The sequence below is a fragment of the Streptomyces sp. NBC_01294 genome (assembly GCF_035917235.1).
Classification (GTDB): Bacteria; Actinomycetota; Actinomycetes; order Streptomycetales; family Streptomycetaceae; genus Streptomyces; species Streptomyces caledonius.
Window position 1 is genome coordinate 2,503,299 of sequence record NZ_CP108423.1, and the last position, 24,266, is coordinate 2,527,564.

At 71.7% G+C, this 24,266-nt stretch carries 22 protein-coding genes; 9 read left to right on the forward strand and 13 right to left on the reverse strand.

Going from position 1 to position 24,266, the window contains the following annotated elements:
* The first annotated feature begins 114 nt into the window (after positions 1–114).
* The gene (locus OG534_RS11005) at positions 115–627 is read left to right on the forward strand and encodes an AMIN-like domain-containing (lipo)protein (protein ID WP_442807224.1); all 513 of its coding nucleotides are present in this window, start codon (positions 115–117) and stop codon (positions 625–627) included.
* Positions 628–766: 139 nt separating this feature from the next.
* Here the strand turns inward: OG534_RS11005 and OG534_RS11010 are convergent, their stop codons facing one another.
* Both OG534_RS11010 and OG534_RS11015 read right to left on the reverse strand, forming a co-directional pair.
* Positions 767–1,411, reverse strand: coding sequence for a dihydrofolate reductase family protein (locus tag OG534_RS11010; RefSeq protein ID WP_326587904.1), 645 nt, complete (start codon positions 1,409–1,411; stop codon positions 767–769).
* Positions 1,412–1,507: 96 nt separating this feature from the next.
* Positions 1,508–2,257, reverse strand: a complete 750-nt coding sequence (locus tag OG534_RS11015) for a flavodoxin family protein (protein ID WP_326587905.1) — start codon at positions 2,255–2,257, stop codon at positions 1,508–1,510.
* A gap of 84 nt (positions 2,258–2,341) precedes the next feature.
* Between OG534_RS11015 and OG534_RS11020 the strand changes: the two genes are divergently transcribed.
* Positions 2,342–2,890, forward strand: a complete 549-nt coding sequence (locus OG534_RS11020) for a PadR family transcriptional regulator (protein ID WP_326587906.1) — start codon at positions 2,342–2,344, stop codon at positions 2,888–2,890.
* A 55-nt stretch (positions 2,891–2,945) separates the two neighbouring features.
* Here the strand turns inward: OG534_RS11020 and OG534_RS11025 are convergent, their stop codons facing one another.
* Positions 2,946–3,158, reverse strand: coding sequence for an EF-hand domain-containing protein (locus tag OG534_RS11025; protein WP_326587907.1), 213 nt, complete (start codon positions 3,156–3,158; stop codon positions 2,946–2,948).
* Positions 3,159–3,412: 254 nt separating this feature from the next.
* On the opposite strand from OG534_RS11025, the gene OG534_RS11030 reads away from it, so the two are divergent.
* Positions 3,413–4,180: a tRNA-dependent cyclodipeptide synthase gene (locus OG534_RS11030; RefSeq protein WP_326587908.1), complete on the forward strand. Its 768-nt coding sequence runs from the start codon at positions 3,413–3,415 to the stop codon at positions 4,178–4,180.
* Entirely contained in the window at positions 4,161–5,399 is a 1,239-nt protein-coding gene (locus tag OG534_RS11035) for a cytochrome P450 (RefSeq protein WP_326587909.1), read from the forward strand. The genes OG534_RS11030 and OG534_RS11035 overlap by 20 nt, the downstream gene beginning before the upstream one ends.
* Positions 5,400–5,532: 133 nt before the next feature.
* Here the strand turns inward: OG534_RS11035 and OG534_RS11040 are convergent, their stop codons facing one another.
* From OG534_RS11040 to OG534_RS11075, 8 genes are all read right to left on the reverse strand, one after another.
* Complete coding sequence (locus tag OG534_RS11040; RefSeq protein WP_326587910.1) at positions 5,533–6,720, reverse strand: YncE family protein; 1,188 nt, start codon at positions 6,718–6,720, stop codon at positions 5,533–5,535.
* A complete protein-coding gene (locus tag OG534_RS11045) occupies positions 6,717–7,550 on the reverse strand; it encodes a polysaccharide deacetylase family protein (protein ID WP_326587911.1) in 834 nt (277 codons plus the stop codon). Before OG534_RS11045 ends, OG534_RS11040 begins: the two co-directional genes overlap by 4 nt.
* 364 nt (positions 7,551–7,914) lie before the next feature.
* Entirely contained in the window at positions 7,915–8,427 is a 513-nt protein-coding gene (locus OG534_RS11050; protein WP_202199635.1) for an ATP-binding protein, read from the reverse strand.
* A 242-nt stretch (positions 8,428–8,669) separates the two neighbouring features.
* Positions 8,670–9,437, reverse strand: a complete 768-nt coding sequence (locus OG534_RS11055; RefSeq protein ID WP_326587912.1) for an enoyl-CoA hydratase/isomerase family protein — start codon at positions 9,435–9,437, stop codon at positions 8,670–8,672.
* Between the two features lie 95 nt (positions 9,438–9,532).
* Positions 9,533–10,774, reverse strand: coding sequence for a L,D-transpeptidase (locus OG534_RS11060; protein WP_398561799.1), 1,242 nt, complete (start codon positions 10,772–10,774; stop codon positions 9,533–9,535).
* 168 nt (positions 10,775–10,942) lie between these two features.
* Positions 10,943–11,668, reverse strand: a complete 726-nt coding sequence (locus tag OG534_RS11065; protein WP_326587913.1) for a L,D-transpeptidase family protein — start codon at positions 11,666–11,668, stop codon at positions 10,943–10,945.
* A 100-nt stretch (positions 11,669–11,768) separates the two neighbouring features.
* On the reverse strand, positions 11,769–12,824 hold the full coding sequence (locus tag OG534_RS11070; RefSeq protein WP_326587914.1) for an MSCRAMM family protein: 1,056 nt from the start codon (positions 12,822–12,824) through the stop codon (positions 11,769–11,771).
* A 153-nt stretch (positions 12,825–12,977) separates the two neighbouring features.
* Positions 12,978–14,198 carry a L,D-transpeptidase gene (locus OG534_RS11075; protein WP_326593553.1) on the reverse strand — a complete coding sequence of 407 codons (1,221 nt, stop codon included), beginning with the start codon at positions 14,196–14,198 and terminating at the stop codon, positions 12,978–12,980.
* A gap of 183 nt (positions 14,199–14,381) precedes the next feature.
* Between OG534_RS11075 and glgX the strand changes: the two genes are divergently transcribed.
* Positions 14,382–16,724 carry a glycogen debranching protein GlgX gene (glgX, locus tag OG534_RS11080; RefSeq protein WP_442807060.1) on the forward strand — a complete coding sequence of 781 codons (2,343 nt, stop codon included), beginning with the start codon at positions 14,382–14,384 and terminating at the stop codon, positions 16,722–16,724.
* A gap of 152 nt (positions 16,725–16,876) precedes the next feature.
* A complete protein-coding gene (locus OG534_RS11085) occupies positions 16,877–17,605 on the forward strand; it encodes a CDP-alcohol phosphatidyltransferase family protein (protein WP_326587915.1) in 729 nt (242 codons plus the stop codon).
* On the opposite strand, the gene OG534_RS11090 is transcribed toward OG534_RS11085, so the two are convergent.
* The gene (locus OG534_RS11090) at positions 17,586–18,089 is read right to left on the reverse strand and encodes an adenylyltransferase/cytidyltransferase family protein (RefSeq protein WP_442807061.1); all 504 of its coding nucleotides are present in this window, start codon (positions 18,087–18,089) and stop codon (positions 17,586–17,588) included. The genes OG534_RS11085 and OG534_RS11090 overlap by 20 nt on opposite strands.
* 150 nt (positions 18,090–18,239) lie before the next feature.
* On the opposite strand from OG534_RS11090, the gene OG534_RS11095 reads away from it, so the two are divergent.
* Genes OG534_RS11095 through OG534_RS11105 form a run of 3 tightly spaced genes read left to right on the forward strand, consistent with a single transcriptional unit; the run spans position 18,240 to position 22,479 of the window.
* Complete coding sequence (locus OG534_RS11095) at positions 18,240–19,451, forward strand: glycosyltransferase (RefSeq protein ID WP_326593555.1); 1,212 nt, start codon at positions 18,240–18,242, stop codon at positions 19,449–19,451.
* Positions 19,448–21,226 (forward strand): lipopolysaccharide biosynthesis protein, encoded by a 1,779-nt coding sequence (locus OG534_RS11100; protein ID WP_326587917.1) that lies wholly within the window; start codon positions 19,448–19,450, stop codon positions 21,224–21,226. Before OG534_RS11095 ends, OG534_RS11100 begins: the two co-directional genes overlap by 4 nt.
* A complete protein-coding gene (locus tag OG534_RS11105) occupies positions 21,223–22,479 on the forward strand; it encodes a hypothetical protein (protein ID WP_326587918.1) in 1,257 nt (418 codons plus the stop codon). The genes OG534_RS11100 and OG534_RS11105 overlap by 4 nt, the downstream gene beginning before the upstream one ends.
* Before the next feature lie 189 nt (positions 22,480–22,668).
* Here the strand turns inward: OG534_RS11105 and OG534_RS11110 are convergent, their stop codons facing one another.
* Positions 22,669–24,180, reverse strand: a complete 1,512-nt coding sequence (locus tag OG534_RS11110) for a hypothetical protein (protein ID WP_442807063.1) — start codon at positions 24,178–24,180, stop codon at positions 22,669–22,671.
* Between the last annotated feature and the right edge of the window lie 86 nt (positions 24,181–24,266).

Below are 24,266 nucleotides of genomic sequence, written 5' to 3' on the forward strand. Positions count from 1 at the left end.
CCCCCGCCGGGCTGCCCGGAAACCGGCCGGAAATCGGCCGGAACTGCGCGATCCCCCGTGGCGTCCTAGGCTGTGCCACCAGTCCCCACTCTCGAGAATCGAGGGGACGTCATGATCCACCCGCGTCTCCGGCAGTTCGTGGCCCTGGCAACCGGTGTTCTGCTCGCCGCCTGCCTTTCGTTCGCCGCGCCTGCCTCGGCCTCCACCCACACCGCCGCCGCCCAGACCCAGCCCCAGACTCAGACCCCGCTCGTGGTCAATGCCCGCTGGGGCGGGCACGCCACGTTCGACCGGATCGTCATCGACCTGCAGGGGTACGTCCCCACGGTGACCGTCACTCCCGTATCGCAGCTGATCTACGACGGGTCCGGGAAGCCCGTGCCGCTGGCCGGGAAGCACTTCCTGGAGATCCGCCTCAACCCCGCCGCCGCGCACAACGACGCGGGTGAGAGCGTCTACAAGGGGCCCAAGCTGCAGAAGATCTACCTCAGCAAGCTCAAGGGCATGGCCCTGACCGGCGACTACGAGGGGTACGTGACCTTCGGCGCCGCCTTCGACACCCTGCCGTACTACCGCGCCTACACCCTGCACTCGCCGGAGCGGTTCGTCGTGGACATCGCGCACTGAACCACACCCGACCGACGGGCCCGGGGCGTCGCACGCGCCCCGGGCCCCCGCGTCGGCCCGCCGGACGGATCCGCATCGCGCTCGGATCGCCGTTGCCGAACCAGTCCTGAGCACACCTCTGCCCGGCCAGGGCGTCCGGTCAGCGCCGCCAGAACAGGTGGTGCGTCACGCCGCTCGGGCTGGGCACGACATCGAGGTGGAACCGGTCGAGCAGCTCGTCGGGGGACTCCCAGAGCCGTGCCCCGGAGCCGATCTCCACCGGCGAGACCGCCACGTGCAGGGTGTCGACGAGGTCGGCGTCGAGGAACTCCCGGATGGTGGTGGCCCCGCCGCCGAGCCGGACGTCCCTGCCCTGCGCCGCTTCCCGCGCCATGCCGAGGACCGTGGCCGGGTCGGCGTCGACGAAGTGGAAGGTGGTGTCGGAGAGGGTGAACGAAGGACGCTCGTGGTGGGTCATGACGAACACCGGGGTGTGGAACGGGGGCTCCTCCCCCCACCAGCCGCGCCAGTCGTGGTCGCGCCAGGGGCCGCGCTGGGGCCCGAACTTGTTGCGGCCCATGATCTCGGCACCGATGTTGTGCGCGAAGTCCCGGGTCAAGTAGTCGTCGAGGCCCCGGCTCCCTCCGGGGTCGGTGCGGTTGGGCCAGCTCGCCGTGGCTCCGGCCCACGCGAACATCTTCCCTGGATCCGCGTCGCCGAACGGCCGCTCCAGGCTCTGGTGCTCACCGGCGCCGAACCCGTCGCGCGAGACGTTGAAGTTCTGAACTCTCAGCAGTTGATCCACGGCTTCCTCCAGCCTTGTCGACAGGGATGAGACCGCCCGGGCGGACGAAACTCATCGCTGTGCGGCCAACCGTTCGGCGCGCTGCCGCGGCACGGCTCACCGGTGCTCGGGGTTGGGGAAGTCGAAGCGGCAGCCCGCGTCCCACAGCGAGCGCTGGTTGCCGTGCGCCGGGATGCCGCCCGAGCGCTTGAGCAGGGCGGCCAGGTGCATCAGGTTCCAGGACATGAAGGTGGTGTTCCGGTTGGTGAAGTCGTTCTCGGGGCCGCCCGAGCCGGGGTCCAGGTAGGAGGGGCCGGGCCCGGCCTCGCCGATCCAGCCCGCGTCGGCCTGCGGCGGGATCGCGTAGCCGAGGTGCTGGAGGCTGTAGAGGATGTTCATGGCGCAGTGCTTGACGCCGTCCTCGTTGCCGGTGATCAGCGCGCCGCCGACCCGGCCGTAATAGGCGTACTGGCCGTGCTCGTTCAGCAGGGAGGAGCAGGCGTAGAGCCGCTCGATCACCTGCTTCATCACGGAGCTGTTGTCGCCCAGCCAAATGGGGCCGCACAGCACGAGGATGTCGGCGTCCATGATCTGGCTGTAGAGGACCGGCCACTGGTCGCTCTCCCAGCCGTGCTCGGTCATGTCCGGCCAGACGCCGGTCGCGATGTCGTGGTCGACGGCGCGGATCACCGAGGTCCGGGCGCCGGCCGCTTGCATGACCGCGCGGCTCCTGTCGATCAGGCCGTCGGTGTTGCTGGTCTCGGGCGAGCGCTTGAGCGTGCAGTTCACGTAGACGGCGGTGAGGTCGGCGTAGTCCGCGGGGCTCGCGGGGTCCGTACCGTTCGCGGGATCGTAGTCGGCAGCCACGTCCCCAGCCTGGGCAGGGCGGGTCGGGGGCGCCAGCGGACGGCGCCCGTACGGGGACGGCCGCCGCAAACCTAGGATGGCGCCATGTCCCTGCCCCACGCCATCCTCACCGCCCTGCTCGAGAAGCCCTCGTCCGGGCTGGAGCTGACCCGGCGGTTCGACAAGTCGATCGGCTACTTCTGGTCGGCCACGCACCAGCAGATCTACCGCGAGCTCGGACGGCTGGAGCAGGCCGGGCTGATCCGGGAGCTGCCCAGCGAGGTGCCCGTGCGGGGGCAGAAGAAGGAGTACGAGGTGCTGCCCGACGGCAGCGCCGAGCTGGCCCGGTGGGTCGGCGAGAGCCAGGACCCGAAGCCGATGCGCGACCCGCTGCTGCTGCGGATCCGTGCGGCGGGCGTCGTGGGGCCGCAGGGGCTCGGCCCTGAGCTCCGGCGCCATCTGGACCTGCACCAGCGCCAGCTGGCGCAGTACGAGGCCATCGAGGAGAAGGACTTCCCGCCGGGGCGGGACGCCGTGGAGGACCGGCTGCGCCGGCTCGTCCTGCACGGCGGGATCGCCCTGGAGACGTTCTGGCTGCACTGGCTGGAGGAGGCCCTCGCCGAGGTCGAGGACATGTCCGGACCGCAGGCCTGACACACGCGCCGGCCCCGGCCGACGGGCCGGGGCGGGCGCGGAGGGGCTGCTCGGACTACTTGTTCAGGGAGGCCCAGAACTCGTCGAAGCTCAGCAGGCCGTCGGCGTTCGCGTCCTTGGCGGCGATCACGGCGTCCGCGACCGGGCCGGTGACGAACGGGTCGCCCATGGCCGCCATGGCCGCCTTGAACTCGTCGGCCGTGACGAAGCCGTCACCGTTCACGTCGAACTTGTCGAACGTGGTCCGTGCGCTCTCGATGTCCGCCACTGGGTCCACCCCTTCTTGGTGCTTGTTGACCGGCTCAGGGTAGCGGCCTCGCGCGCCCGCCCCCGCCTCGGGTCCCGTTCGAGCGGCAGATAGAAATTGCATTGCCCTTCCGCAATACGGAAGCGATAATTCCAGCCAACAAATCCGGCCCCCACTTGTCACGCTCCGGGGCCACCGCATAACGTAACGGCATTGCCGCCACACCAGGAGCGCAGGGCTCCCAGGGACAAGCGGCAACAAGGGCGATCACACAGGTGACGATCACAGCTGACGCATCATTCGAAGTTCTGCCCTTCACCCGCACCTGCCGCCATATCTGGGAAGACGGCGACCATGTGCTCATCGGAGTGAGTCCCGGAAACAGCTACTTCACCTCCGAGCGCATCACGAGTCTCGCCCAGTGGGCCACGACCCGCTTCGCCCAAGTCGACTTCGTCTACGCAGACCTCCACGTCGACCGGATGTTCGCCGCCTTCGGCTACACCCGGGAGCACGCGGAGAGGCGCGCCACGAAGGAAATCAAGGCGGTCCGGCGGCGGATTCTCAAGGGCGTGGAGGAGTCAGGACCTCCACAGGCCGATATCCGCGTGAGAGCACTTTCCGAGTTCCAGTCGAATCCCGTCTACCAACTGCTGCACCGGCGCGTCCTGCATTTCCTGGAAACCGATGACGAATTCCGCAAGGGCTGCGAGAAGATGGCCATGCACTTTGTCGGCTCCAAGTTGCCGGAAGGTGAATCGATCACAGACGAGCAGTTGCAGGTCTGTTTCGATTACATGGCGGCCGAGCTGCCGTTCTTCGTGGACACCCCGAGCATTCTCGACGTGCCGTCCTCGGTGGCGGCCTACCACGTCAAGATGCCGCTGACGGACGTGCTCTTCGCGCGCGGTGGGGGACTGCGCGCGACCCGCAACCAGGCGTACGCCGTCGTACGGCCCGAGACCGCCGCGGCCAAGGCGCCGCACAGCACCGCGAACCACGCACAGACCGAAAGGATCGTCGATGAGCGTCGAGCAGCTTGAGGGCCGGGAGACCGGGGAGCGGCCGCTCCTCGACTTCCCGCTCTCGCGGCGCGGTGACGTGCTCCCGGAGGAGTGCACCTGGCTGCGCGAGAAGGCTCCGGTCGCCCGGGTCCGCACCCTGACCGGGGACCCGGCCTGGCTGGTGAGCAGCTACGCGCTGGCCAAGCAGGTGCTGGAGGACGAGCGCTTCAGCCTCAAGGACACCGCGAACGCCGGTGTCCCCCGCCAGTACGCGCTGACGATCCCGCCCGAGGTCGTCAACAACATGGGCAACATCAACAGCGCCGGCCTGCGCAACGCCGTGATGAAGGCGCTCAACCCGCGCCAGAAGGGGCTCCAGGACCAGCTGCGCGCCAAGGCCGGCGAGCTCATCGACCGGATCGTGGCCGAGGGCGGCCCGGCCGACCTCCGGGCGGGGTTCGCCGACCCCTTCTCCGCGGCGCTGCACTGCCAGGTGCTCGGGGTGCCCTTCGAGGACTGGCGCCGGCTGATGTCGGGTCTGGACGTCGCGTTCATGACCGCACGCGAGCCGTTCGCGGACTCGGCCCTCAACTGGTACAAGGACGTGGGCTATTTCGCCGGCCAGCTCGGCGTCCAGCTCGCGCTGACTCCCGAGGAGCGTACGGGGCTCCTCGGGAAGTTCGCCGGGCTGAAGGAGGCCGATCCGGAGTCGGCGCACCTGACCGACGACATGTTCGCGACGGTCGCCGTCTCGCTCTTCGGCGCGGGCGCCGTCTCCACCTCGGCCTTCCTGACCCTCGCCGTCCTGGCGCTGCTGCAGCGGCCCGAGCTCGTCGGGTACCTGCGCCGGCACCCGGAGCGCATGGGCAAGGCCGTCGACGAGCTGCTGCGCTGGAACCTGTCCGTCGGCGACGGGCTGCCGCGCATCGCCCTGGCGGACGTCCAGGTCGGCGACGTCCTGGTGAAGGAGGGCGAGCTCGTGCTCGTCCTGCTGGAGGGGGCCAACTTTGACCCGGAGGCCTTCGAGAACCCGGACGAGCTGGACTTGGAGCGCGAGAGCCCCAACGCCCACCTCGCGTTCGGCGCCGGCCGGCACTTCTGCCCGGCGTCCGCGCTGGGCCGGGCGCACGCCGAGATCGCGCTGGAGGTGCTGGTCGACCGGCTGCCCGGGCTGCGGCTCGCGGTGCCCGCCGAGAACCTCGTCTGGCGTACGGGCTTCATCAAGCGGCTGCCGGAGCGTCTTCCGGTCGCCTGGTAGCCCGGAGCCGGACGGGCCGGCGGCGGTGTCCCGGGAGCTGTGCGAGCTCCCGGGGCACTGCCTCGTCCGGCGGTACGGAACAGCCGGGGCCGGGGGCGAGCCGAGGCAGGGCCGGAGCCGGAGCCCGGGCGGGCTACCGGAAGATTCCGGTGTGGCCGAGCGAGTAGCGGCCGGGCTGCGGGTACACGGCGAGCCCGTGCGGGCCTCCGCCCACCGGGATCCGGGCGAGCTGCTTGCCGGTCACCGTGTCGATCGCGTAGACCTCGGAGTTGTAGCGGCCCGACAGCCACAGCACCTTGCCGTCGGCCGAGACCCCGCCCATGTCGGGGCTGCCGCCGTCGGGGAGCGTCCACTTCTTGGTGAGCTTGTTCTGCGGGAAGTTGTAGACCGAGATGGTCCCTTCGCCCCGGTTGGAGACGTACATCTCCTTGGAATCGCGGCTCACGTACAGGCCGTGGCAGCCCTTGCCCGTGGGCAGCAGCTTGGGCGTCTCGAAGGTGTCCCCGCTGAGCACCCACATGCCGTCGGCCATCATGTCCGCGACGTAGAAGGTCTTTCCGTCCGGGGAGACCTTGACGTCCTGCGGCATCGCGCCCTCGAACGGCAGTTTCTGCTGGCCGATGACCTCCATCTTCTCCGTGTCGACCTTGAGGAGTTCGCCGGAGAACTCGCAACTCACGATGAAGTAGCGTCCGTCGGCGGAGAAGTCCGCGTGGTTGACGCCGAAGCAGGTCACGGGGACGGTCTTCACGCGGTCCATCGTGTGCGGATCGCGGAAGACCAGCTCCTTGTCCATCGAGGCCATGACGATGGCGTACTTGCCGTTCGGCGTGAAGTACAGGTTGTACGGGTCGTGCACCTCGACGGGCTTTCCGGCCTCGCCGGTGGCCGGGTTGATCGGGGTGAGCGTGTGGCCGCGGTTGTTGTTGACCCACAGGGTCTTCAGGTCCCAGGACGGGACCACGTGCTGGGGCTGGATGCCGACCGGGATGGTGTCGATGACCTGGTAGGTCGCCGGGTCGATGACGGACACCGTGTTGGAGGCGGTGTTCGGCACGTAGACGCGGGAGGGGAAGTCCTTGACCACCGGGGAGAGCTTGCCCGGCCGGTCCGCCGCGTAGACGTCGTTCGGATCGAGGAGCGGCGGCATGCCGGGCAGGCCGGGCGGGGCGGGCGGCACGGCCTTGACCGGCTCGGCCGGGCCCTTGGAGCCGAGCGCCTCGGCAGGCCCCTTGTCGGCTGATCCGCAGCCGGCCAGGGCGGCGAGGACCAGACCGGCCAGCAGCACGGTGGCCTTCCGGGGAAGGCGGATGGTCGTCATGTGGTCAGCAGCTCCGTGGTGGTCACCGCGCGCAGCTTGCGGCGCGCGAGTTCTTCGAGGAGGGGAGGCATCGCGTCGACCGTGTCCGCGTAGCCGAAGTGCAGGCTCACCACCGATCCGGGTCGGATCGTCCCGGTGACGGTGCGGATGACGGCCGCGGCGCCGGGCGAGGTGAAGTCGAGGGAGTCCACGTCGTAGGACAGGACGTGGGGATAACCCGCCCGCTGGGCGAGCTCGCGCACGAGCGGGGTGGCGTACTGCGTCTGGGACGGGCGGAACCAGGTGCCGATGGAGCCGGTGAGCCGCTTGAGCCGCTGGGCGCAGCCGGTGATCTCGGCGTAGGCCTCCGCCTCGGGCATGCCGTTGATCGCGAGGTGGCGCTGGGTGTGGTTGCCGAGCTCGTGACCGCCGTCGAGGATCCGGCGGGCCATGTCCGGGTGGGCGTCGAGCCAGGCCCCGATCGCCAGTACGGTCACCCGCGCGCCCCCCCTTTCGGCCTCGGCCAGCACCGCCCGGGCGATGGCGGGCTCCCCGTTGCCGTGGAAGGTGAGGGCGACCTCGGGGCGGTCGCGCGGGCCGTGGCCGATCTCGACGGGCTGCCCGGCGAACCGGCGCGGGACGGCCGCGGCGGCCCGAGACGGCCGGGCTGGCCGGGCCGGGCCCGGAGGCGGGGCGGAGGGCGAGGCCGAGGGCCGGGCGGCGGGCGGGGCGGCGGGGCGGCCCGGTCCGCAGGCGGCGGTGAGACCGGCCGCCGCGGCGCCGGCCACCCCGAGACCGGCCGCGCGCACGGCCGAACGCAGGGCCGCGCGGCGGCCTGGAAGTGAGAGCACCTGCCCATTTAAGGGGCGGATGACCCGGAAGGTAATGATTGACCCAATTCGGGACGTCTACCGGAAGGGGCCGACCGGGCGATCCACTCGCTATGTGATCAACGATTTACTCAGAGCAGCCGATGGTTACTCATGGATTACGAGGCGAGTGGCTCACCTCACCTAGGATTTAGCTAGAAAGTCTTATTATTTGCACACTTATGTCCGAGTAGGCACTTTTGGCGATTGGACCCTCGTCTGCCATAGTCGGAAGCACGACTTCCCATTGACCCGAGCGAAGTCGCCACGCCGAGGATCACACCCCCTTAGATCCTCGGCGCACCCATGAAGCCCCCACACCGCCCCACACGGCGAACCGGGGGCTTCAGGCGTTCTGGCGGTCGGCGACCCGCATCTCGAACCAGGTGATCTTCCCGCGCGGCAGCAGGTCCGCGCCCCAGCGGTCCGACAGCTTGTCGACGAGGAAGAGGCCGCGGCCGGTGGTGTCCAGCTCGTGGACCGGCATCAGACAGGGCAGCCCGCGCGAGGGATCGCGCACCTCCACCCGGATCCAGCCGCGCCGCCGCAGCATGCGTAAACCGAAGGAGCGGGCGCCGGTGTGCCGGACCGCGTTGCCGACGAGTTCGGACACCAGCAGGACGGCGTGCTCGGCGATCTGCGGCGAGAGGCCCCAAAGGCGGATCACCACGCACTGGGTGAGCCGGCGCGCGGTACTGGCCGACTCCGGCATGGACGGCAACGTCACTTCCGCCTCGGCCGGATTCCCGTACAACTCCAGCGCCTTGAGCCCCTGTTCGTCCTCGACGGCCGCCGTGAGCCGTACCGCCGAAGCGCTGCCGCGCTGCCGCGGCTGTTCCACACCCTCCAGGCCCGCCATGCACCCATCATGGACGGCCGACCTGCCCCTCCGGGCCGTTCCACAGGAAAACACCCCCCGGATTCAACGAATCCAAGGGGGTGTCCTGTCATATGCGGGAGGCAACCGGGGGGCCTCGTTACGCACCCTGACCTGGGGTGACGGACCGGAGGGGAATGATCACGGTGAGTGGATCACCGTTTCTGCTTAAGGCTGCCTTAAGGCCTGGCTAATCCACCCACAGGGAGGACCGGCGGGCGGACTCAGACGAACTTCGCCTTGCCCGGGCCCTCTTCGACGAAACTGCGCATGCCGCGCTCGCGGTCCTCGGTGGCGAACAGGCCCGCGAACCAGTTGCGTTCGATGGTGAGGCCGGTGTCGATGTCGGCCTCCAGACCCGCGTCCACGCACTCCTTGGCGGCGCGCAGCGCGATCGCCGGTCCCTGCGCCAGCTTGGCGGCCCAGGCGTGCGCCTGCTCGTACACCTCGGCGGCGGGCACCACGCGGTCGACCAGGCCCAGGGTGAGCGCCTCGTCGGCCTTGACCATGCGCCCGGTGAAGATCAGGTCCTTGGCCTTGGACGGGCCGACCAGCCGGGACAGGCGCTGGGTGCCGCCCGCGCCCGGGATCAGGCCGAGCAGGATCTCGGGCTGGCCGAGCTTCGCGTTGTCGGCGGCGATCCGGTAGTCGGCGCACAGAGCGAGCTCGCAACCGCCGCCGAGCGCATAGCCGGTGATGGCCGCGACGACCGGCTTGGGGATGCGGGCCACGGCGGTGAAGGCGTCCTGGAGCGCGCGGGACCGGGCGACCATGGCCGCGTGGTCCATCGTCTGCATCTCCTTGATGTCCGCACCCGCCGCGAACACCTTCTCGCCGCCGTAGATGATGACCGCCCGGACGTCGGCCCGGTCGGTCGCCTCCACCGCGAGCTCGCGCAGCCGGTCCTGGGTGGCGATGTCCAGGGCGTTCATGGGCGGCCGGTCCAGACGGAGGGTGCCGACGCCTTCGGAGACTTCGAGAGAGAGGGTCATACGGGCCAGGTTAGCGTCGGTTAACGTGAAGTGGCCCGGTGCTGTGGGTCACAGCACCGGGCCACCGGATCACGTACGGGGCGTACGGGACGCGGCTACTTGATCCACTCCGCCCACGGCATGTTCCAGCCGTTGAGGCCGTTGTCCGGGGCGATCTGCTTGTCCTTCGAGTTCTTCACGACGACCACGTCGCCGATCAGCGACTCGTTGAAGAACCAGGCCGCCGGGGCGCCCGGGTCGCCGCCGCCGCGCTGGTCGCGCAGGCCCACGCAGCCGTGGCTGACGTTCGCCGAGCCGAAGGTGCCCGAGGAGGCCCAGTAGTTGCCGTGGACGAAGGTGCCCGACTGCGACAGGCGCATGGCGTGCGGGACGTCGGCGATGTCGTACTCGCCGCCGAAGCCGACGGTCGCGCCGTTCATGCGCGTCACCTTGTACTTCTCGCTGATGACCATCTGCCCGTTGTACGTGGTGGTCGACGGGGCGCCCGCGGTGATCGGGATGGTCTTGAGCACCTGGCCGTCACGGACGACCTGCATCTGCTTCTCGCTCGCGTCGACCGTGGAGACCTGCGAGCGGCCGATGGTGAAGGTGACCGTACGGGTCTGCTTGCCGTAGACGCCCGGGCGGCCTTCGACACCGTCGAGGGAGAGCTTCACGGTGACCTTGGTGCCCGCGGCCCAGTAGTTCTCGGGGCGGAAGTCGAGGCGGTCGTTGCCGAACCAGTGGCCCTCGACCGGCACGGCCGGCTCGGCCGTCACGGTGATGGCCTTCTCGACGGCCTCGGGGTTGGTGATCCCCCGGGTGAAGTTGATCGAGACCGGCATCCCCACGCCGACCGTCGAACCGTCCTCGGGCGTGTAGTGGCCGATGAAGGTGTTCGTCGGGGTCAGGGTGGTGAAGCTGGTGTCCTTGGCGGACTCCCGGCCGGCCTCGTCCTTGGCGACCGCGTGCACCTTGTACTCGGTGGCCGAGGCCAGGTGGCGCAGCGGCTCCCAGCTCGCGCCGTCGTCGGCGAGCTTGCCCTCGACCGCATTGCCCTTGGTGTCGGCGACGGTCACCGTCGCGAGCTTGCCGCCGGCGCTCGTGATCTTCAGGACGCCACTGGTGGCGACCTCCTTGGCCCCGTCGTCGGGCTTGACGCTGACGACGGCCTTCGAGGCTTCGGTGCCGGTCTTGCCGCCACCCCCACCGTTGTCGCCGCCACTGCCGCTGCCGTTTCCGCCGCCACCGCCGCTGCAGGCGGTGGTGAACAGCAGGGCCGCCCCCAGCAGAAGGGCCGGCAGGCCGGTGCGGGCGCGCCCGCGTATCGGCTGCAGGTTCACTCGTGTTCTCCCCATGTCCCCCGCGCGCGGACAGTCGCGCGCATGTCGACATGGAATCACACGGGAGGATCACGACGAGCTACGGTCTTGTCACCGTTCCGTCCCAAGTGCCGGAGAGGTCCCGGCACGGTGGCGGGGCCGGTGGAGCGGGTCGGGCGGGGCCGGTGGGGCGGGTCGGGCGGGTCAGTCCTCGGTGCCGGGCTTGGTGCCCCACACGTAGACGGCGTCACCCTTGGTCAGCAGGTTCCACAGGCGTTCCGCGTCCGGTTCGGCGAGGTTGACGCAGCCGGCGGAACCGCCGAGGCCGTAGAGGAATCCGCGGGTGCCGTGCAGGGCCTGTCCCCCGTCGAAGAACTGGGCGTACGGCATGGGGGCGTTGTCGTACAGCGTGGACTTGTGGTCCTTGCTGCGCCAGTACACCTCGTGCCAGCCGCGGCGGGTCTCCTGGGTGTCGCGGCCGGTGCGGATGGGCACGGGCGGGAAGAGGACGTCGTCGTCGCGCTGGACCCAGAGCAGCTGCCGGTCCATGTCCACGCAGGTGACGCGGTGGGTGCGGACGGGGCAGTCGCCCGCGGCGTTGGGGTCCGAGCGAGCGGCCACGACGAGCATCGTGCGGAAGGTGGTCACGCCCGGGTAGCCGTCCGCGGGGGTGACGCGGTGCTTGCGCTGGAAGGCGCGGACCGCGTGGCAGTCCGCCGAGGACTGCACGCCGTCGACCGCCAGCCCCAGGTGGTCCTCCAGCTCCCTCTGGTAGGGGCCGGTGCCCGCCACGCACGCGCTCTCCGGCTCCGAGGCCGCCGGGGCAGCCGGGGCAGCCGCCGCGGGGGACGGGCTCACGAGCGCCAGGGCGAGCAGGGCGCCGAGGGCGGCCGTCCCGGCCAGGGGACCTGTCGCCTGACGTGTGGTCATGTCGGCTCCTCCTCGGGCCCGCGAGCCGGGCCCTCGCGGCCCAGCCAACCGGGCGGGCCGGGCGTGGCGCCCGCGCGGATGCGCCGGCCGGGTGGGCGGGTCACTCCTCCGGCGCAGCGGAGAGCGGGGACCGGGCCCGGCGGGCGTCCTCGGCCCCGTCCTCGGCCCCGTCCTCGGCCCCGTCCTCGGCCCCGGCCTCATCCTCGGCCTCGCTCGCGTCCACGGCCCCGTCGGCCGCCCCGTCCTCCTCGGCCTCCTCCGCGTCCTCGTCCGTGCTCGGCGGCGGCGACGTGCGGTTGTCGCGCTTGTTGTAGAGGGTGACCACGAGCCGCTGGTCCGGGGTCTCTTCGTCCAGCCACCGCGGCCCGGTCACCGGCTCCTCCGGGAGGAGGTAGCCCTCGGGCACGTCCGTCTCGACGAGGTAGTACCAGCCGTCGGCGAGCCCGTCGAAGTCGCAGGCGCCGTCGGCGTCGGTGGCGCAGCCGGGCCTGACCAGGTGGTCGGCGTTGATGCCGCGAATCTGGAGCCCCGCGGTGCGGTTGGTCTCCCTCCAGAGTTCGAACACCGCGCCGTGCAGCGGCCCCTCGGTCTTCCAGTCCTTCTTCAGGACCCGCACCTCGCCGCTGTACTGCGCGCCCCGCCTCCGGTTCGTGACGTCGAGGACGATTCCCTCCTCGGCCTCGTCCGCGCCCAGGTCGAAGGCGGTGACCGCCTCGCCGGGCCGCTCGTAGCCGGCGGGGGCGACGGCCTCCAGCCAGTAGTACGTCTCGCCGACCGGCAGCGCCACGGTGCAGCTGCCCCGGGCGTCGCTCACGCAAACGGCGCCGTCGTGCTTCTCGTCGGCGCCCGCACCGCCGGTCTGGAGCCCGGCCTGGTCGTTGGTCTCCCGCCACAGCTCGAACCGGGCGCCGGGCAGGGGCGCCCCGGTGTCCCGGTCCGTGGTGCGCAGCACCACCGCGGCGCTGCCGGGCGGAGCCGGCCGCGGTGCGGCGGGCTGTTCGGCGGACGGTCCGGCGGACGGCACGACGGGCCGTACGGAGGCCGGGGGCGCGGGAGGAGGCGCGTCCGTGCCCGCGCAGTGGGCCGGCGCCGCCGCGGCGAGCACCGTCGCGGCGGCGAGGCCGAGCGGCCACACCCTTGCTGTCCTGGCTGCCATGCCGCTCCGTCCGTCGCCCTGGGCTGGTCTGCTGCCCTGACAGGCTGGGGGGAGCCCCGTACGTCCGTGCGGGAGGACACTCGCCCGCTACGGCATTCCGGTCACACGAATCACCCGTCCGTGCGCAGGAGCCCGTACCCGTGGGCCGGATGCTCAGGCGATCGCGGAGCCCGCGACCCAGTCCGCCCAGGACATGTTCCAGCCGCCCAGCCCGTTGTCGGCGGCGACCGTCTTGTCCTGCGAGTTCACGACCTCCACCACGTCCCCGATCAGGGTCCGGTCGAAGAACCAGCCGGCGGGGGTGTCCGAGCCGCCGCCCTTGTCGTCGCGCAGCCCCACGCAGCCGTGGCTCACGTTGGTGGTGCCGAAGGTGTCGGGGCTGGACCAGTAGTTCCCGTGCAGGAAGGTCCCGGAGGAGGTGAGCCGCATGGCGTGCGGGACGTCGGGGATGTCGTACTCGCCGCCGAATCCGACGGTCTGGCCGTTCATGCGGGTGACGTCGAAGAGCTCCATCACCACCATCTTCCCGTTGTACGTGGTGGTCTTGGGCGCTCCGGCGCTGATCGGCACGGTCGACAGCAGCTCGCCGTCCCGGCGGACCTCCATGGTGTGCGCGGCCGCGTCCACCGTGGAGATCTGGGAGCGGCCGACGGTGAAGGTGATGCTCTTGTCCTGGATGCCGTACGAGCCGGACGCGCCCTCGACGTCGCGCAGGTTCATCTTCACGGTGACCCGGGTGCCGGGCTTCCAGTACGCCTTGGGCCGGAAGTCGAGCCGCTCCTTGCCGAACCAGTGGCCGACGACCGGCACGGCGGGGTCGGAGGTGACGGTGATGGCCCGTTCGACTTCCGCGCGGCGCTCGATGGCGCGGCTGAACTTGAAGGAGACGATCATGCCGGTGCCGACGGTCGAGCGGTTCTCGGGCTTGAAGTAGCCGATGAAGCGCTCCTCGGGAACGTAGGTGGTGAAGGTGGTGTGCCGGGCCTGGCGGCGGTTGTGCCCGTCGAGGGCGACGGCGTCCACGGTGTACTTGGCCGCGAGGGCGAGCCGGCCGTGCTCCGGGTCGGGGCTCCAGCTGAGCCCGTCGGCGGCGATGGCGCCGGGGACCTGCTCCTGCTGGGCGTCCTCCACCTTGGTGACCACGACCCGCTCCAGCCGGCCCTCGGGCACGGTGACCGTCAGCCGTCCGTCGGCCTGGACCCCCTTGGCGTTGTCGTCGGGGGTGATGCGGATGGCGTCGTCCGGCGAGCGTGGTTTGCCGGGCAGCTGGATCTCGACCGGGGACTTGCCGTCCTTGGTGCATCCGGCCAGGCCGCCCAGCAGGCCCGCCCATGCCGCCACGGCGGCCAAGCCCGCCCCTGCCCGCCTCGTCAGAAGTGTCACGATCCCTCCAACGACCGGGCCCCTCCGGGGGAAACGTGAGGGCGGGGCACGTTCCGGGCAGAACAGTCCGGGCAGAACAGTGTGAAGGACCAGACGGGGGCGGGCCCAGGCCGGGACGCCGGGGCCGCACTCTCCCCTACCCCCGCCGGTACCGAGGAGCCGTGGAGGCGGGCAGTGTCGAGCGCAGCCGAGCAAGAGGCGGTGGAAGCCGTCAGCCATGCCGTCGAAGCGGTGCGGAGCGGCCATGCCGCCCCCGTACCGCACATCGACGGCCAACCGAACGGCCGATCGAACGGCCAACAGAACGGCCGGCCGAACGGCCAGGTCAAGGGCGCGGTGTTACGGGTACAGGCCCGCCCGGGGCCGGCGGTGTGGCCGGGGTCCTCGCATCCGCTGGGGGCCCGGTTCCACCACGGTCCGGACGGGACCGCGGGCACCAACTTCGCCTTGTGGGCGCAGGGCGCGGAGGCGGTGGAGGTGTGCCTGTTCGACGGGGACGGGTCCCCGGGCACGGAGACCCGCTGCTCCCTGACGGAGCTCACGCACGAGATCTGGCACGGCTTCGTGCCGGGCGTGCGCCCGGGGCAGCGGTACGGATTCCGGGTGCACGGCCGCTGGGACCCCTGGACGGGTGTGCGGCACAATCCGGCGAAGCTGCTGCTGGACCCGTACGCACGGGCCGTCGACGGCGACTTCACCCTGCCGCCGGAGGTGTACGGGCACGTCCGGGACTGGCCGCAGCAGTACATCGCGGACACCGTGCGCGACGACCGGGACTCCGCGCCGTTCGTCCCGAAGGGCGTGGTCGTCCACGATGACGACGACTGGGCGGACGACGTCCGGCCGAAGACCCCGTGGGCCGATTCGGTGATCTACGAGCTGCACGTGCGCGGCTTCACGATGCGCCATCCGGGTATTCCCGAGGAACTGCGCGGCACGTACGCGGGCCTCGCCCATCCGGCGGCGATCGAGCACCTGACGAAGCTGGGGGTCACCGCGGTCGAGCTGCTGCCGGTGCACCAGTTCGCGCACGAGGACCACCTGCTGCGCCGGGGACTGCGCAACTACTGGGGCTACAACTCGGTCGGCTACTTCGCCCCGCACGCCGGGTACTCGTCGAGCGGTACGGCCGGGCAGCAGGTCGGGGAGTTCAAGCGGATGGTCCGGGCGCTGCACGCGGCGGGGATCGAGGTCATCCTCGACGTGGTCTACAACCACACCGCCGAGGCGGGCGAGCTGGGTCCCACGCTGTCGCTGCGCGGGATCGACAACCGGGGCTACTACCGGCTCCAGTCCGACCAGCGCCGGTACGCCGACTACACCGGCTGCGGCAACACCCTGCACGCGGGGCGTCCGCACGTGCTGCGCCTCATCACGGACTCGCTGCGCTACTGGGTCACGGAGATGGGGGTGGACGGCTTCCGCTTCGACCTGGCGGCGGCGCTGGCCCGCTCGATGCACGACGTGGACATGCTGTCCCCGTTCCTCGCGGTGATCGCCCAGGACCCGGTCCTGCGACGGGTCAAGCTGATCGCCGAGCCGTGGGACGTGGGCTCGGGCGGCTACCAGGTGGGGGCGTTCCCACCTCTGTGGACGGAGTGGAACGACCGCTACCGGGATGCCGTACGGGACTTCTGGCGCGGTGCGCTGCCCGACGTACGGGATCTCGGGTACCGGCTGTCGGGGTCGAGCGACCTGTACGCCTGGGGCGGGCGGCGCCCGTACGCCTCGGTGAACTTCGTGACCGCGCACGACGGCTTCACCCTGCGCGACCTGGTGTCCTACGAGCGCAAGCACAACGAGGCGAACGGCGAGGAGGGCCGGGACGGGACCAATGACAACCGTTCGTGGAACTGCGGGGCGGAGGGCGAGAGCGACGACGCCCGGATCGGCGTGCTGCGCCGCCGCCAGCTGCGCAACCTCCTGACCACCCTGCTGCTGTCGACGGGGGTGCCGATGCTGGTGGCGGGCGACGAGTTCGGGCGCACGCAGGGCGGCAACAACAACGCGTACTGCCAGGACAACGAGACGGGGTGGGTGGACTGGTCGCTGCTGGAGGACCCGGCCTGGCAGTCGCTGTTCGCGCTGGCCTCCCGGCTGATCTCGCTGCGCCACGCGCATCCGGTGCTGCGCCGGCGGGCGTTCTTCTCGGGGCGGCCGCAGGGCGTGGACGGGCTGCGGGACCTGGCCTGGTTCACGCCGGCGGGCGTGGAGATGACCGAGCGGGACTGGTACGCGCCCGCGGCCGCGCTGGGGATGTACCTGTCGGGACGGGACATCCCGGGCCGTGACGAGCGGGGCCGGCAGGTGACGGACGACAGCTTCCTCGCGCTGCTGCACACCGGGGACCGGCCGGTGGCGTGGGTCCTGCCGGGGGCGCCGTGGGCCGAGACGTACGAGGTCGTCCTGGACACCACCCTGGAGGCCCAGTCCGACGCTCCCCTCACCCGTCACCGCGGCGGGGAGACCCTGACCGTCCCGGCCCGCTCGGTCCTCCTGCTCCGGGTGGCCGGCTGACGGGGCCGGCTCACCGGTCGGCCGACGGGGCCGACCGAGCCGACCGACCGGGCCGACCGGCGGGGGCCGGACCGTCACGGACACGAAACCGACCCCCACGTTCGCCCTGCGATGATGTGTTCGATCGACATCGTCATCGAGGGGGTCCCTGCATGGGCAGAGTCAATACCGCGCTGCAGGAACTGCGCGGGGCGCAGAAATCGGCGAAGGGGGTGTCGCTGTATTCGCGGTTCGTCAACCGGCCCGCCGGGCGCTACCTGGCCGCCGCTTCGTACGCGCTCGGGCTCACCCCGAATCAGGTGACGCTGGTCAGCGCCGCCTTCAGCTTCGCGGCCGTGGCCGCGGTCGCGCTGGCCGCGCCCTCGTGGGGGCTCGGGATCGCGGTGTGGGCGGCCCTCGCCGTCGGGTTCGCCTTCGACTCCGCCGACGGGCAGCTGGCCCGGCTGCGCGGGGGCGGCAGCGCCGCGGGCGAGTGGCTCGACCACGTCGTGGACTGCGCCAAGCTCACCGCGCTGCACACCTGCGTGCTGATCGCCTTCTACCGCTTCCCCGCGGAGTACGGGATCGAAGGGGGCGCCGGCGGCTGGCTGCTGGTGCCGCTGGGCTTCCAGTTCGCCTCGGTCGTGACCTTCTTCGGCGGGCTGCTGACCGAGAAGCTCAAGCCCAAGCCCGCCCCGGGAAGCCCCGCTGCCGCGCCGTCGACCCTGCGCGCGGTGGCCTTGCTGCCCGTGGACTACGGGGTGTTCTGCCTGGTGTTCCTGCTGCTCGGCGGCGGAAAGCTGTTCGCCTGGGCGTACGCGGGACTGGGCGTGGTCGCCGGCCTCTTCCTGCTGGCGTTCCTCGCGAAGTGGTTCCGGGAGCTCAGCGCCGTTCCCCGGTGACCTGCCCCGGCAGCGCGGCGGGTTCCGCGAGCGCGTCCAGTGCCCGGCGCAGCTGGGTACTGGAGGTGTGCACGGTGTAGGGGAAGTAGATGACGTCGACGCCGTGGGCGGCGAAGTCCTTCTCCAGCTTGTCGCCCTTGGGGGTGCCCCGCCAGTCGTCGCCCTTGAAGATGACGTCGAAGCGGACCTGCTTCCAGGTCTCCACCTTGTCCGGGACCGTCTCGACGAAGGCGGCGTCCACGTACTTCACGCTGCGGACGATCTCCAGGCGCTCGACGAGCGGGATCATCGGGCGGCGCCCCTTGGCGAGTTCGGCCATCTCGTCGGACACCACTCCGGCGACGAGGTAGTCGCACTGGCTGCGGGCGTGCCGAAGGATGTTCAGATGTCCGATGTGGAACAGATCGTAGGCTCCCGGCGCATAGCCGACTCGATACGGTCTACGCGCAGGCGCGCCAAAGTCGGACATGTCGTGCTCCGTCATCTGTTATCCCCAGCGGCCGCACCCCCCGGTGCAGCTGATTAGCAGACAATAGCGTGCACGTTCCGCAGCACGCGGGTGAACGAATAGGGTGACGTGCGCATCATCCAGGGGAAGAGGGGACGCTCGGTGTCCAGATCCGGTCAGCGGCGCATGCTGCTGGTTTCCACCAATTACGCTCCGGAGCACGCGGGGATAGGCCCGTACGCCACCCAGATCGCGGAGCACTGGGCGGATCTCGGCCACGAGACTCACGTCCTCGCCGGCATGCCGCACTACCCGGCGTGGTCGGTCGAGCCGGAGTACAAGGGGGCGCTCCAGCGCACGGAACAGCGCGCGGGGGTCACCGTGCACCGGCGTGCGCACACCGTGCCGCCCCGCCAGACCGCCGTGAAGCGCGCGCTTTTTGAAGGATCGATTCTGCTGCACGGCGCCGTGGCCCCGCCCCGGATGCCCAAGCCGGACGCGGTGCTCGCCCAGATGCCCAGCCTGGCCGGCGGCGTGCTCGCCGCCCGGCTCGCGGCGCGGTGGAAGGTCCCGTATGTCCCGGTCGTCCAGGACCTGATGGGCGCCGCCGCCGCGCAGAGCGGGATCAGCGGCGGCGACAAGGCCGCCGCGATCGCCGGCCGCGCCGAGGCGTACGCCCTCAAGCGGGCCACCCTCGTCGGCGTCATCCACGAGACCTTCGTGGACCGGGTCGTCGGCATGGGCGTGGACCCGGACCGGATCCGCCTCGTCCCCAACTGGTCCCACGTGTCGGTGCCCACCAAGCCGCGCGGCGAGACCCGCCGCCACCTCGGCTGGAGTCCCGGCGAGACCGTCGTCCTGCACTCCGGGAACATGGGCCTCAAGCAGGGGCTCGAAGTCCTCGTGGGCGCGGCCCGGCTGGATCCGAACGTCCGCTTCGTCCTGATGGGCGACGGCAGCCAGCGCGCCGCCCTCGCGGACCTCTCGGCCGATGTGCCGAATCTGGACATCATCCCCCCTGCCGCTGACGGCGAGTTCCCGGATATCCTCGCCGCGGCGGACGTACTCGCGGTCACGCAGCACGCCGCCGTGCTGGACATGAGCGTCCCGTCGAAGCTCACCTCCTACTTCCAGACCGGCCGGCCCGTCGTCGCCTCCGTGGCGGCGGAGGGCGGAACCGCCCAGGAGGTGGAACGCTCGGGCGCAGGGGTGCTCGTACCGCCGGAGGACCCCGAGGCCCTGCTGAAGGCCGTACGGGCCCTGGCCGAGGACCCGGACGGCGCGGACGCACTGGGAGCGGCCGGACCCCGCCACGTGGCGGCCCACCTGAGCCGTGAAGCGGGCCTGGCCCGCATCGACGCACTGATAGACGAAGCACTTGGGGGAACCCGGCCGTGATCGAGACGAACCGCCCGGCAGCGGCACCGGCCGACGACGAACCCGACCTCCTCAGGGACCAGTTCCGCCAGCTCCTGCGCTACCGCAGGCTCATCGGCGCGGGCATCGGGGTCGGCCTGCTGGGCGGCGTCTACCTCGGCGTCTCCACCGCCGACACCTACGTCGCGACCGCCGACGTCGTGCTGCGCGCGCCCACCGACGACCCGTTCAACCCGAGCCTCGCCCCGGACAAGGCGATCAACATCGGCTCGGAGCGCCAGGTCGCGCTCAGCTCCTCCATAGCCAACGAGGCGGCGAAGAGGCTCGGCGTGTCCGCGTCCGGCTTCGCCGCCCTGCGCAGCGGTCTGCAGGTGACCAACCCGCCGCAGACCATGGTGCTGCGCTTCACGTACACGGCGTCCTCCCCCAAGGAGGCCGCCAAGCGCGCCAACGCGATGACCGAGGCGTACCTGCTCAAGCGGCAGGAGTCCCTCGACGCCACCCGCGACAAGATGGTCAAGGGCTACAAGGAGCAGCGCGACCCGATCGCCAAGCAGCTCGACGAGCTGTCCAAGGAGATCTCCCGGATGCCCGCCGGCGCCGGGCGCGACACGGCCACCTCCGCCAAGACCGACCTGCAGAGCGAGGTCGGCGGATACAACAGCAAGATCACCAAGCTCGAAGCCCTCGACATGACCCCGGGCCGGGTCACCAGCGCCGCGACCGCGCCCCCCGGAGCCGATGGCCCCGGCATCGTGATGTCGCTCGCGCTGGGCGCCGCGGTGGGCCTCGCGCTCGGCCTGCTGGCCGCCTGGGTCCGGCTCGTCTTCGACCCGGCGCCGCGCTCCGAGGGCGACGTGGCGCGGGCGCTGCGCGCGCCCGTCCTCGGCTACCTGCCCCGGGACCGGACGGGCGGCGGGCCGCTGCTCGCCGCCGGCGAGGCCGATCCCCGGCTCGCCGAGGCGTACCGCTCGGTGGCCTTCCGGCTCGCCTACGACTCCCGCTTCGCCGACCGGCGCCGCCTGCTCGTCGTCGCCCCGCGCGGCAGCAGCGAGACCGCCGCCGCGGTGGCCGTGAACCTCGCCGCCTCCTTCGCGGAGACCGGCAAGGACGTACTGCTCATCGAGGCCGACCTGCGTACGCCGGTCCTGGCCAGCCAGCTGCCGACGGACGCCGGCGGGCGGCCCCGCTGGAGCCAGAACCCGGGCAGCCCGGCGCCCGCCGGGCGCCACGGCGACTCCGAGTGGCCCGACGGACGCCAGCTCGTCGTGGACGCCGGGGAGTCCGGCTCCTTCGACCTGATCCCCGGCGAACGGGCCCGCAACGTGCCGCGCGCGCTGACCTCCGCCCGCGCCACCCGGCTGATCTCCGAGGCCGACGCCCCCAACTCGACCGTCGTCGTGCTCGCGCCGCCCGTCCTCTCGTACGCCGACGCCCTGGCGCTGGTCGACCGCGTCGACGGCGTCCTGGTCGTGTGCGACCCGCGCGCCATCCACCGCACCGACCTGTCCCGGATCCGCGAGCTCATCGGCGGCGCCGGCGGCACGGTGCTCGGCGCGGTGCTGCACGCACCGCTGCCCGGCGACAAGCGCGGCCGCGGCAAGGGCAAGGACGCCCCGGCAACCCCCGGCCCGGCCGCGGGCCCCGGCACGTCCGGCGCCTCCGGGAAGCCCGGGAAGCCCGGCACGTCCACGCCGCAGCCGATCCCCTACGAGGTCGCCGAGCCCGAGCAGCACATCCCGGGTGACGGCACCGACACCGTCGCGCTGCGGACCGTGCGCATGGGCCGCAGATGAGCCGACGCGGCCTCGCCGCCGTCGCGTCCGTGCTGGACCAGGCAGCGTCCAGCGCCACGAACATCCTGGTGCTGGTGCTCGCCGCCCGGCTGTCCTCGGCGTCCGGGTTCGCCGACTTCTCGATGGTGTACGTGACGTTCAGCGTGCTCCTCGGACTGAACATGGCCTACGTGGGCCAGAGCCTCGTCCTGGAGAAGGGGCAGGGGGTCCCCCCGGACGAAGTCTGGGGGAAGCTGGGCGCGGTGTGCCGCTCGGCCGTCGGCTTCACCGGGGCCGCGTCGGCCGCCGTGGGCGCGCTGCTCGCGCTGGTCGGCCTCGCGCTCCCGGGGGCCACCGGGCGGGCCTTCCTCGCGTTGGGCCTCGTCCTGCCGCTGGTGCTCCTCCAGGACGGGCTGCGCTACTGCTTCTCCGCGCTGCGCGCCCCCGAGCGGGCGCTGGCCGCCGACGCACTGCGGCTGGTGTGCGTGGTCGCGGCGCTGGCCGTACAGCCCGAAGGGGCCTCGGCGGGGCGGCTGGTGCTGGTGTGGGGCCTGTCCGCGCTGCCCGCGCTGGCGGCGGGGCTGTGGCTGCTGCGGCCGTACGTACGCGGCTCCCGCGCCGATCTGCGGCCGTACCTGCGACGGGGTCACCTGGGGCAGCGGTTCGTGGTCGAGTTCGCGGTGGGCAACGGCTCCAGCCAGCTCGCCGTGCTGGGCCTCGGCGTCTTCGCGACACCGCTGGCCGTCGGCGCGCTGCGGGGTGCGACCACCCTCTTCGGGCCGCTGAACGTGCTGTTCAACTCCGCGAACGCCTTCGGGCCGCCGGTGCTCGGGCGGCTCGGCGGCAAGCGGGCCACGGTGCGGGCGACTGCGGCGCTGGGCCTGGTGCTGGCCGCGGTGGGCGCGGGCTGGGCGACGGCCCTGTACCTGCTGCCGGACCGGCTGGGGCGGGAACTCCTGGGCGACACCTGGGCGGCGGCGTCCGCGCTGCTGCCGGCCACGGGGGCGCAGTACGCCGTGATGGGGCTGGGCACCTGCGCCCTGCTCACCCTGCGGGTGCTCGCGCCGAAGGCCACGCTGTCCCTGCAGGTGGTGTTCTCGCTGCTGTCCGTGGGGCTGCTGCTGGGCGGGTACGCGGTGGCGGGTGTGGCGGGCGCCGCGTGGGGCCTGGCGGCCGGCTCGGCCCTCAAGGCCTTGGCCGCGTGGTGGCGGGTCGCCCGCCTGCGCGCCCCTGCTCCGCAGGACAGCGAACCCGAGCGCCTCCCCGCCGTCTGACCCGCTGCCCGCCGATCCCGGGCTCTGCCCGGACCCGCGCCTCAAACGCCGGCGGGGCTGAAATACCCGGGGCTCCGCCCCGAACCCCGCTCCTCAAACGCCGGCGGGGCTGGAATTGCCGGCGTTTGAGGCGCGGGGGTCCGGGGGCAGCGCCCCCGGCAACGGCGCCGCACCCGGGCACGGGCAGGGCTAGCGCAGGGTGGTGGACTTGTCCGTGCGGTAGGTCGCGACCAGCGCGAGGCAGAGCGCCGCGATCGCGACCCGCCCCGACGCCTGGAGCAGCGGCCCGCGCAGCAGGATGAAGGAGTAGCCCGCGACCAGCGGGACGACCACCGAGATCAGGCTGCCCGGTGGCGACCGCCTCGTGGCCCGCTTCGCATAGCGCCGGTCCACGCGCGCCGAGGCGTACCCCATGCCCAGCAGCCCGGCCCCCATCCCCAGCGCCCCGAAGTCGAGCCACAGCTCCGCCCAGATCGGGGAGGAGAGGTTGGTGTTGACCGTGCCCATCCACTGGCCGACCATCACGCCCGTGTCCCGCGGCTTCCCGGGCCACATCGAGCGGGGCACCGCGAAGAACACGGACCCGGCGAGCTGGCGGCCGTAGAAGTGGCCGGGGCCGGAGTCCGAGTAGGTGATGGTGTTCGCGAACATGCCGATCTGGTCGTAGTCCTTGAGGGCCATCGGCTCCAGGAAGGACGTGGTCTCGACCGGCCGGTAGTTCTTCTCGTCGTAGCGGAAGCGGTCCGCGAACGGGAAGACGAGGAGCGCGATGACCACGGCCATCGACAGCGCCACCCGGTACATCGCCGCGCTCACCGGGAAGACCGTGAACAGCAGCGCGAACATGACGGTCAGGAACCAGTAGCGCGGGTTCGAGATCGGGTTGTTGACCACCAGGTTCAGCGCGGCGAGCGCTCCCCAGGTGACGATGATCGAGACCTTGCGCCGGGCGAACTTCGAGGTGATCAGCCAGCGGGTGTAGAGCAGCAGCGCGAGCAGCGCCGGTACGGTGCCGAAGCCGCGCAGCAGGGCCTGGCCGGCCTGGCCGTCGCCGTTGGAGACGCCCGCCTCCTCGATGCCCGCGATGATCTCCTGGCGGCTGGAGAAGAAGACCGCCGGGCCGCCGAGCTTCATGATGAAGACCGCGCTGCACCCGAAGGACAGGACCGTGAGCAGCTGCAGGCGCCGCCGGTTGGCCATGATCGGGCGCGGCTCCTTCTGGGAGCCGCCCGCGCGGCCGGTCGGCCGGTGGCGGGCGAGCAGCACGCCGACGTCGTAGGCGGTGCAGCCGAGCAGCACCAGCCCGATGGCGACGGTCAGGTCGGAGCGGGGGCCGACGACGGGGGTGGGGACCTGGCCGAGGACGGCCTGCGCGAGCGGGGCCACGCCCATGGCCATGTAGACGAAGAGCCAGAAGGAGCCCTGGAGCAGCTTGCGCCGGCTGGTGAGCACCATCGCGGAGAGCCGGGCGCCCGCGTACATGGCGAGCAGGAGCTGGAGCCAGAAGGCCGCGTCGCGCTGGCCGGCGCCGTTCTGGACGGCGACGAAGAGCGGCAGGAAGACGGTGAACCCGAGGGCGAGCGGGACGGACAGGGCCCGCGAGAGCAGCGTGCGCGGGGTGGTGACCCGGCCCCACTGGTTCTCGTCCTCGGCGGGAGCCCGCGAGGGTACGACGGAGGGCTTGCGTATGTCCGTTGCCACTGCCGCGCCCCCACCCCATGTGCCTGGTTCGCGCGCAGTCTAGTCTGAGCGGGCGGCGCCCGGGGAGGCGCGTTCGAAGGGGGTCC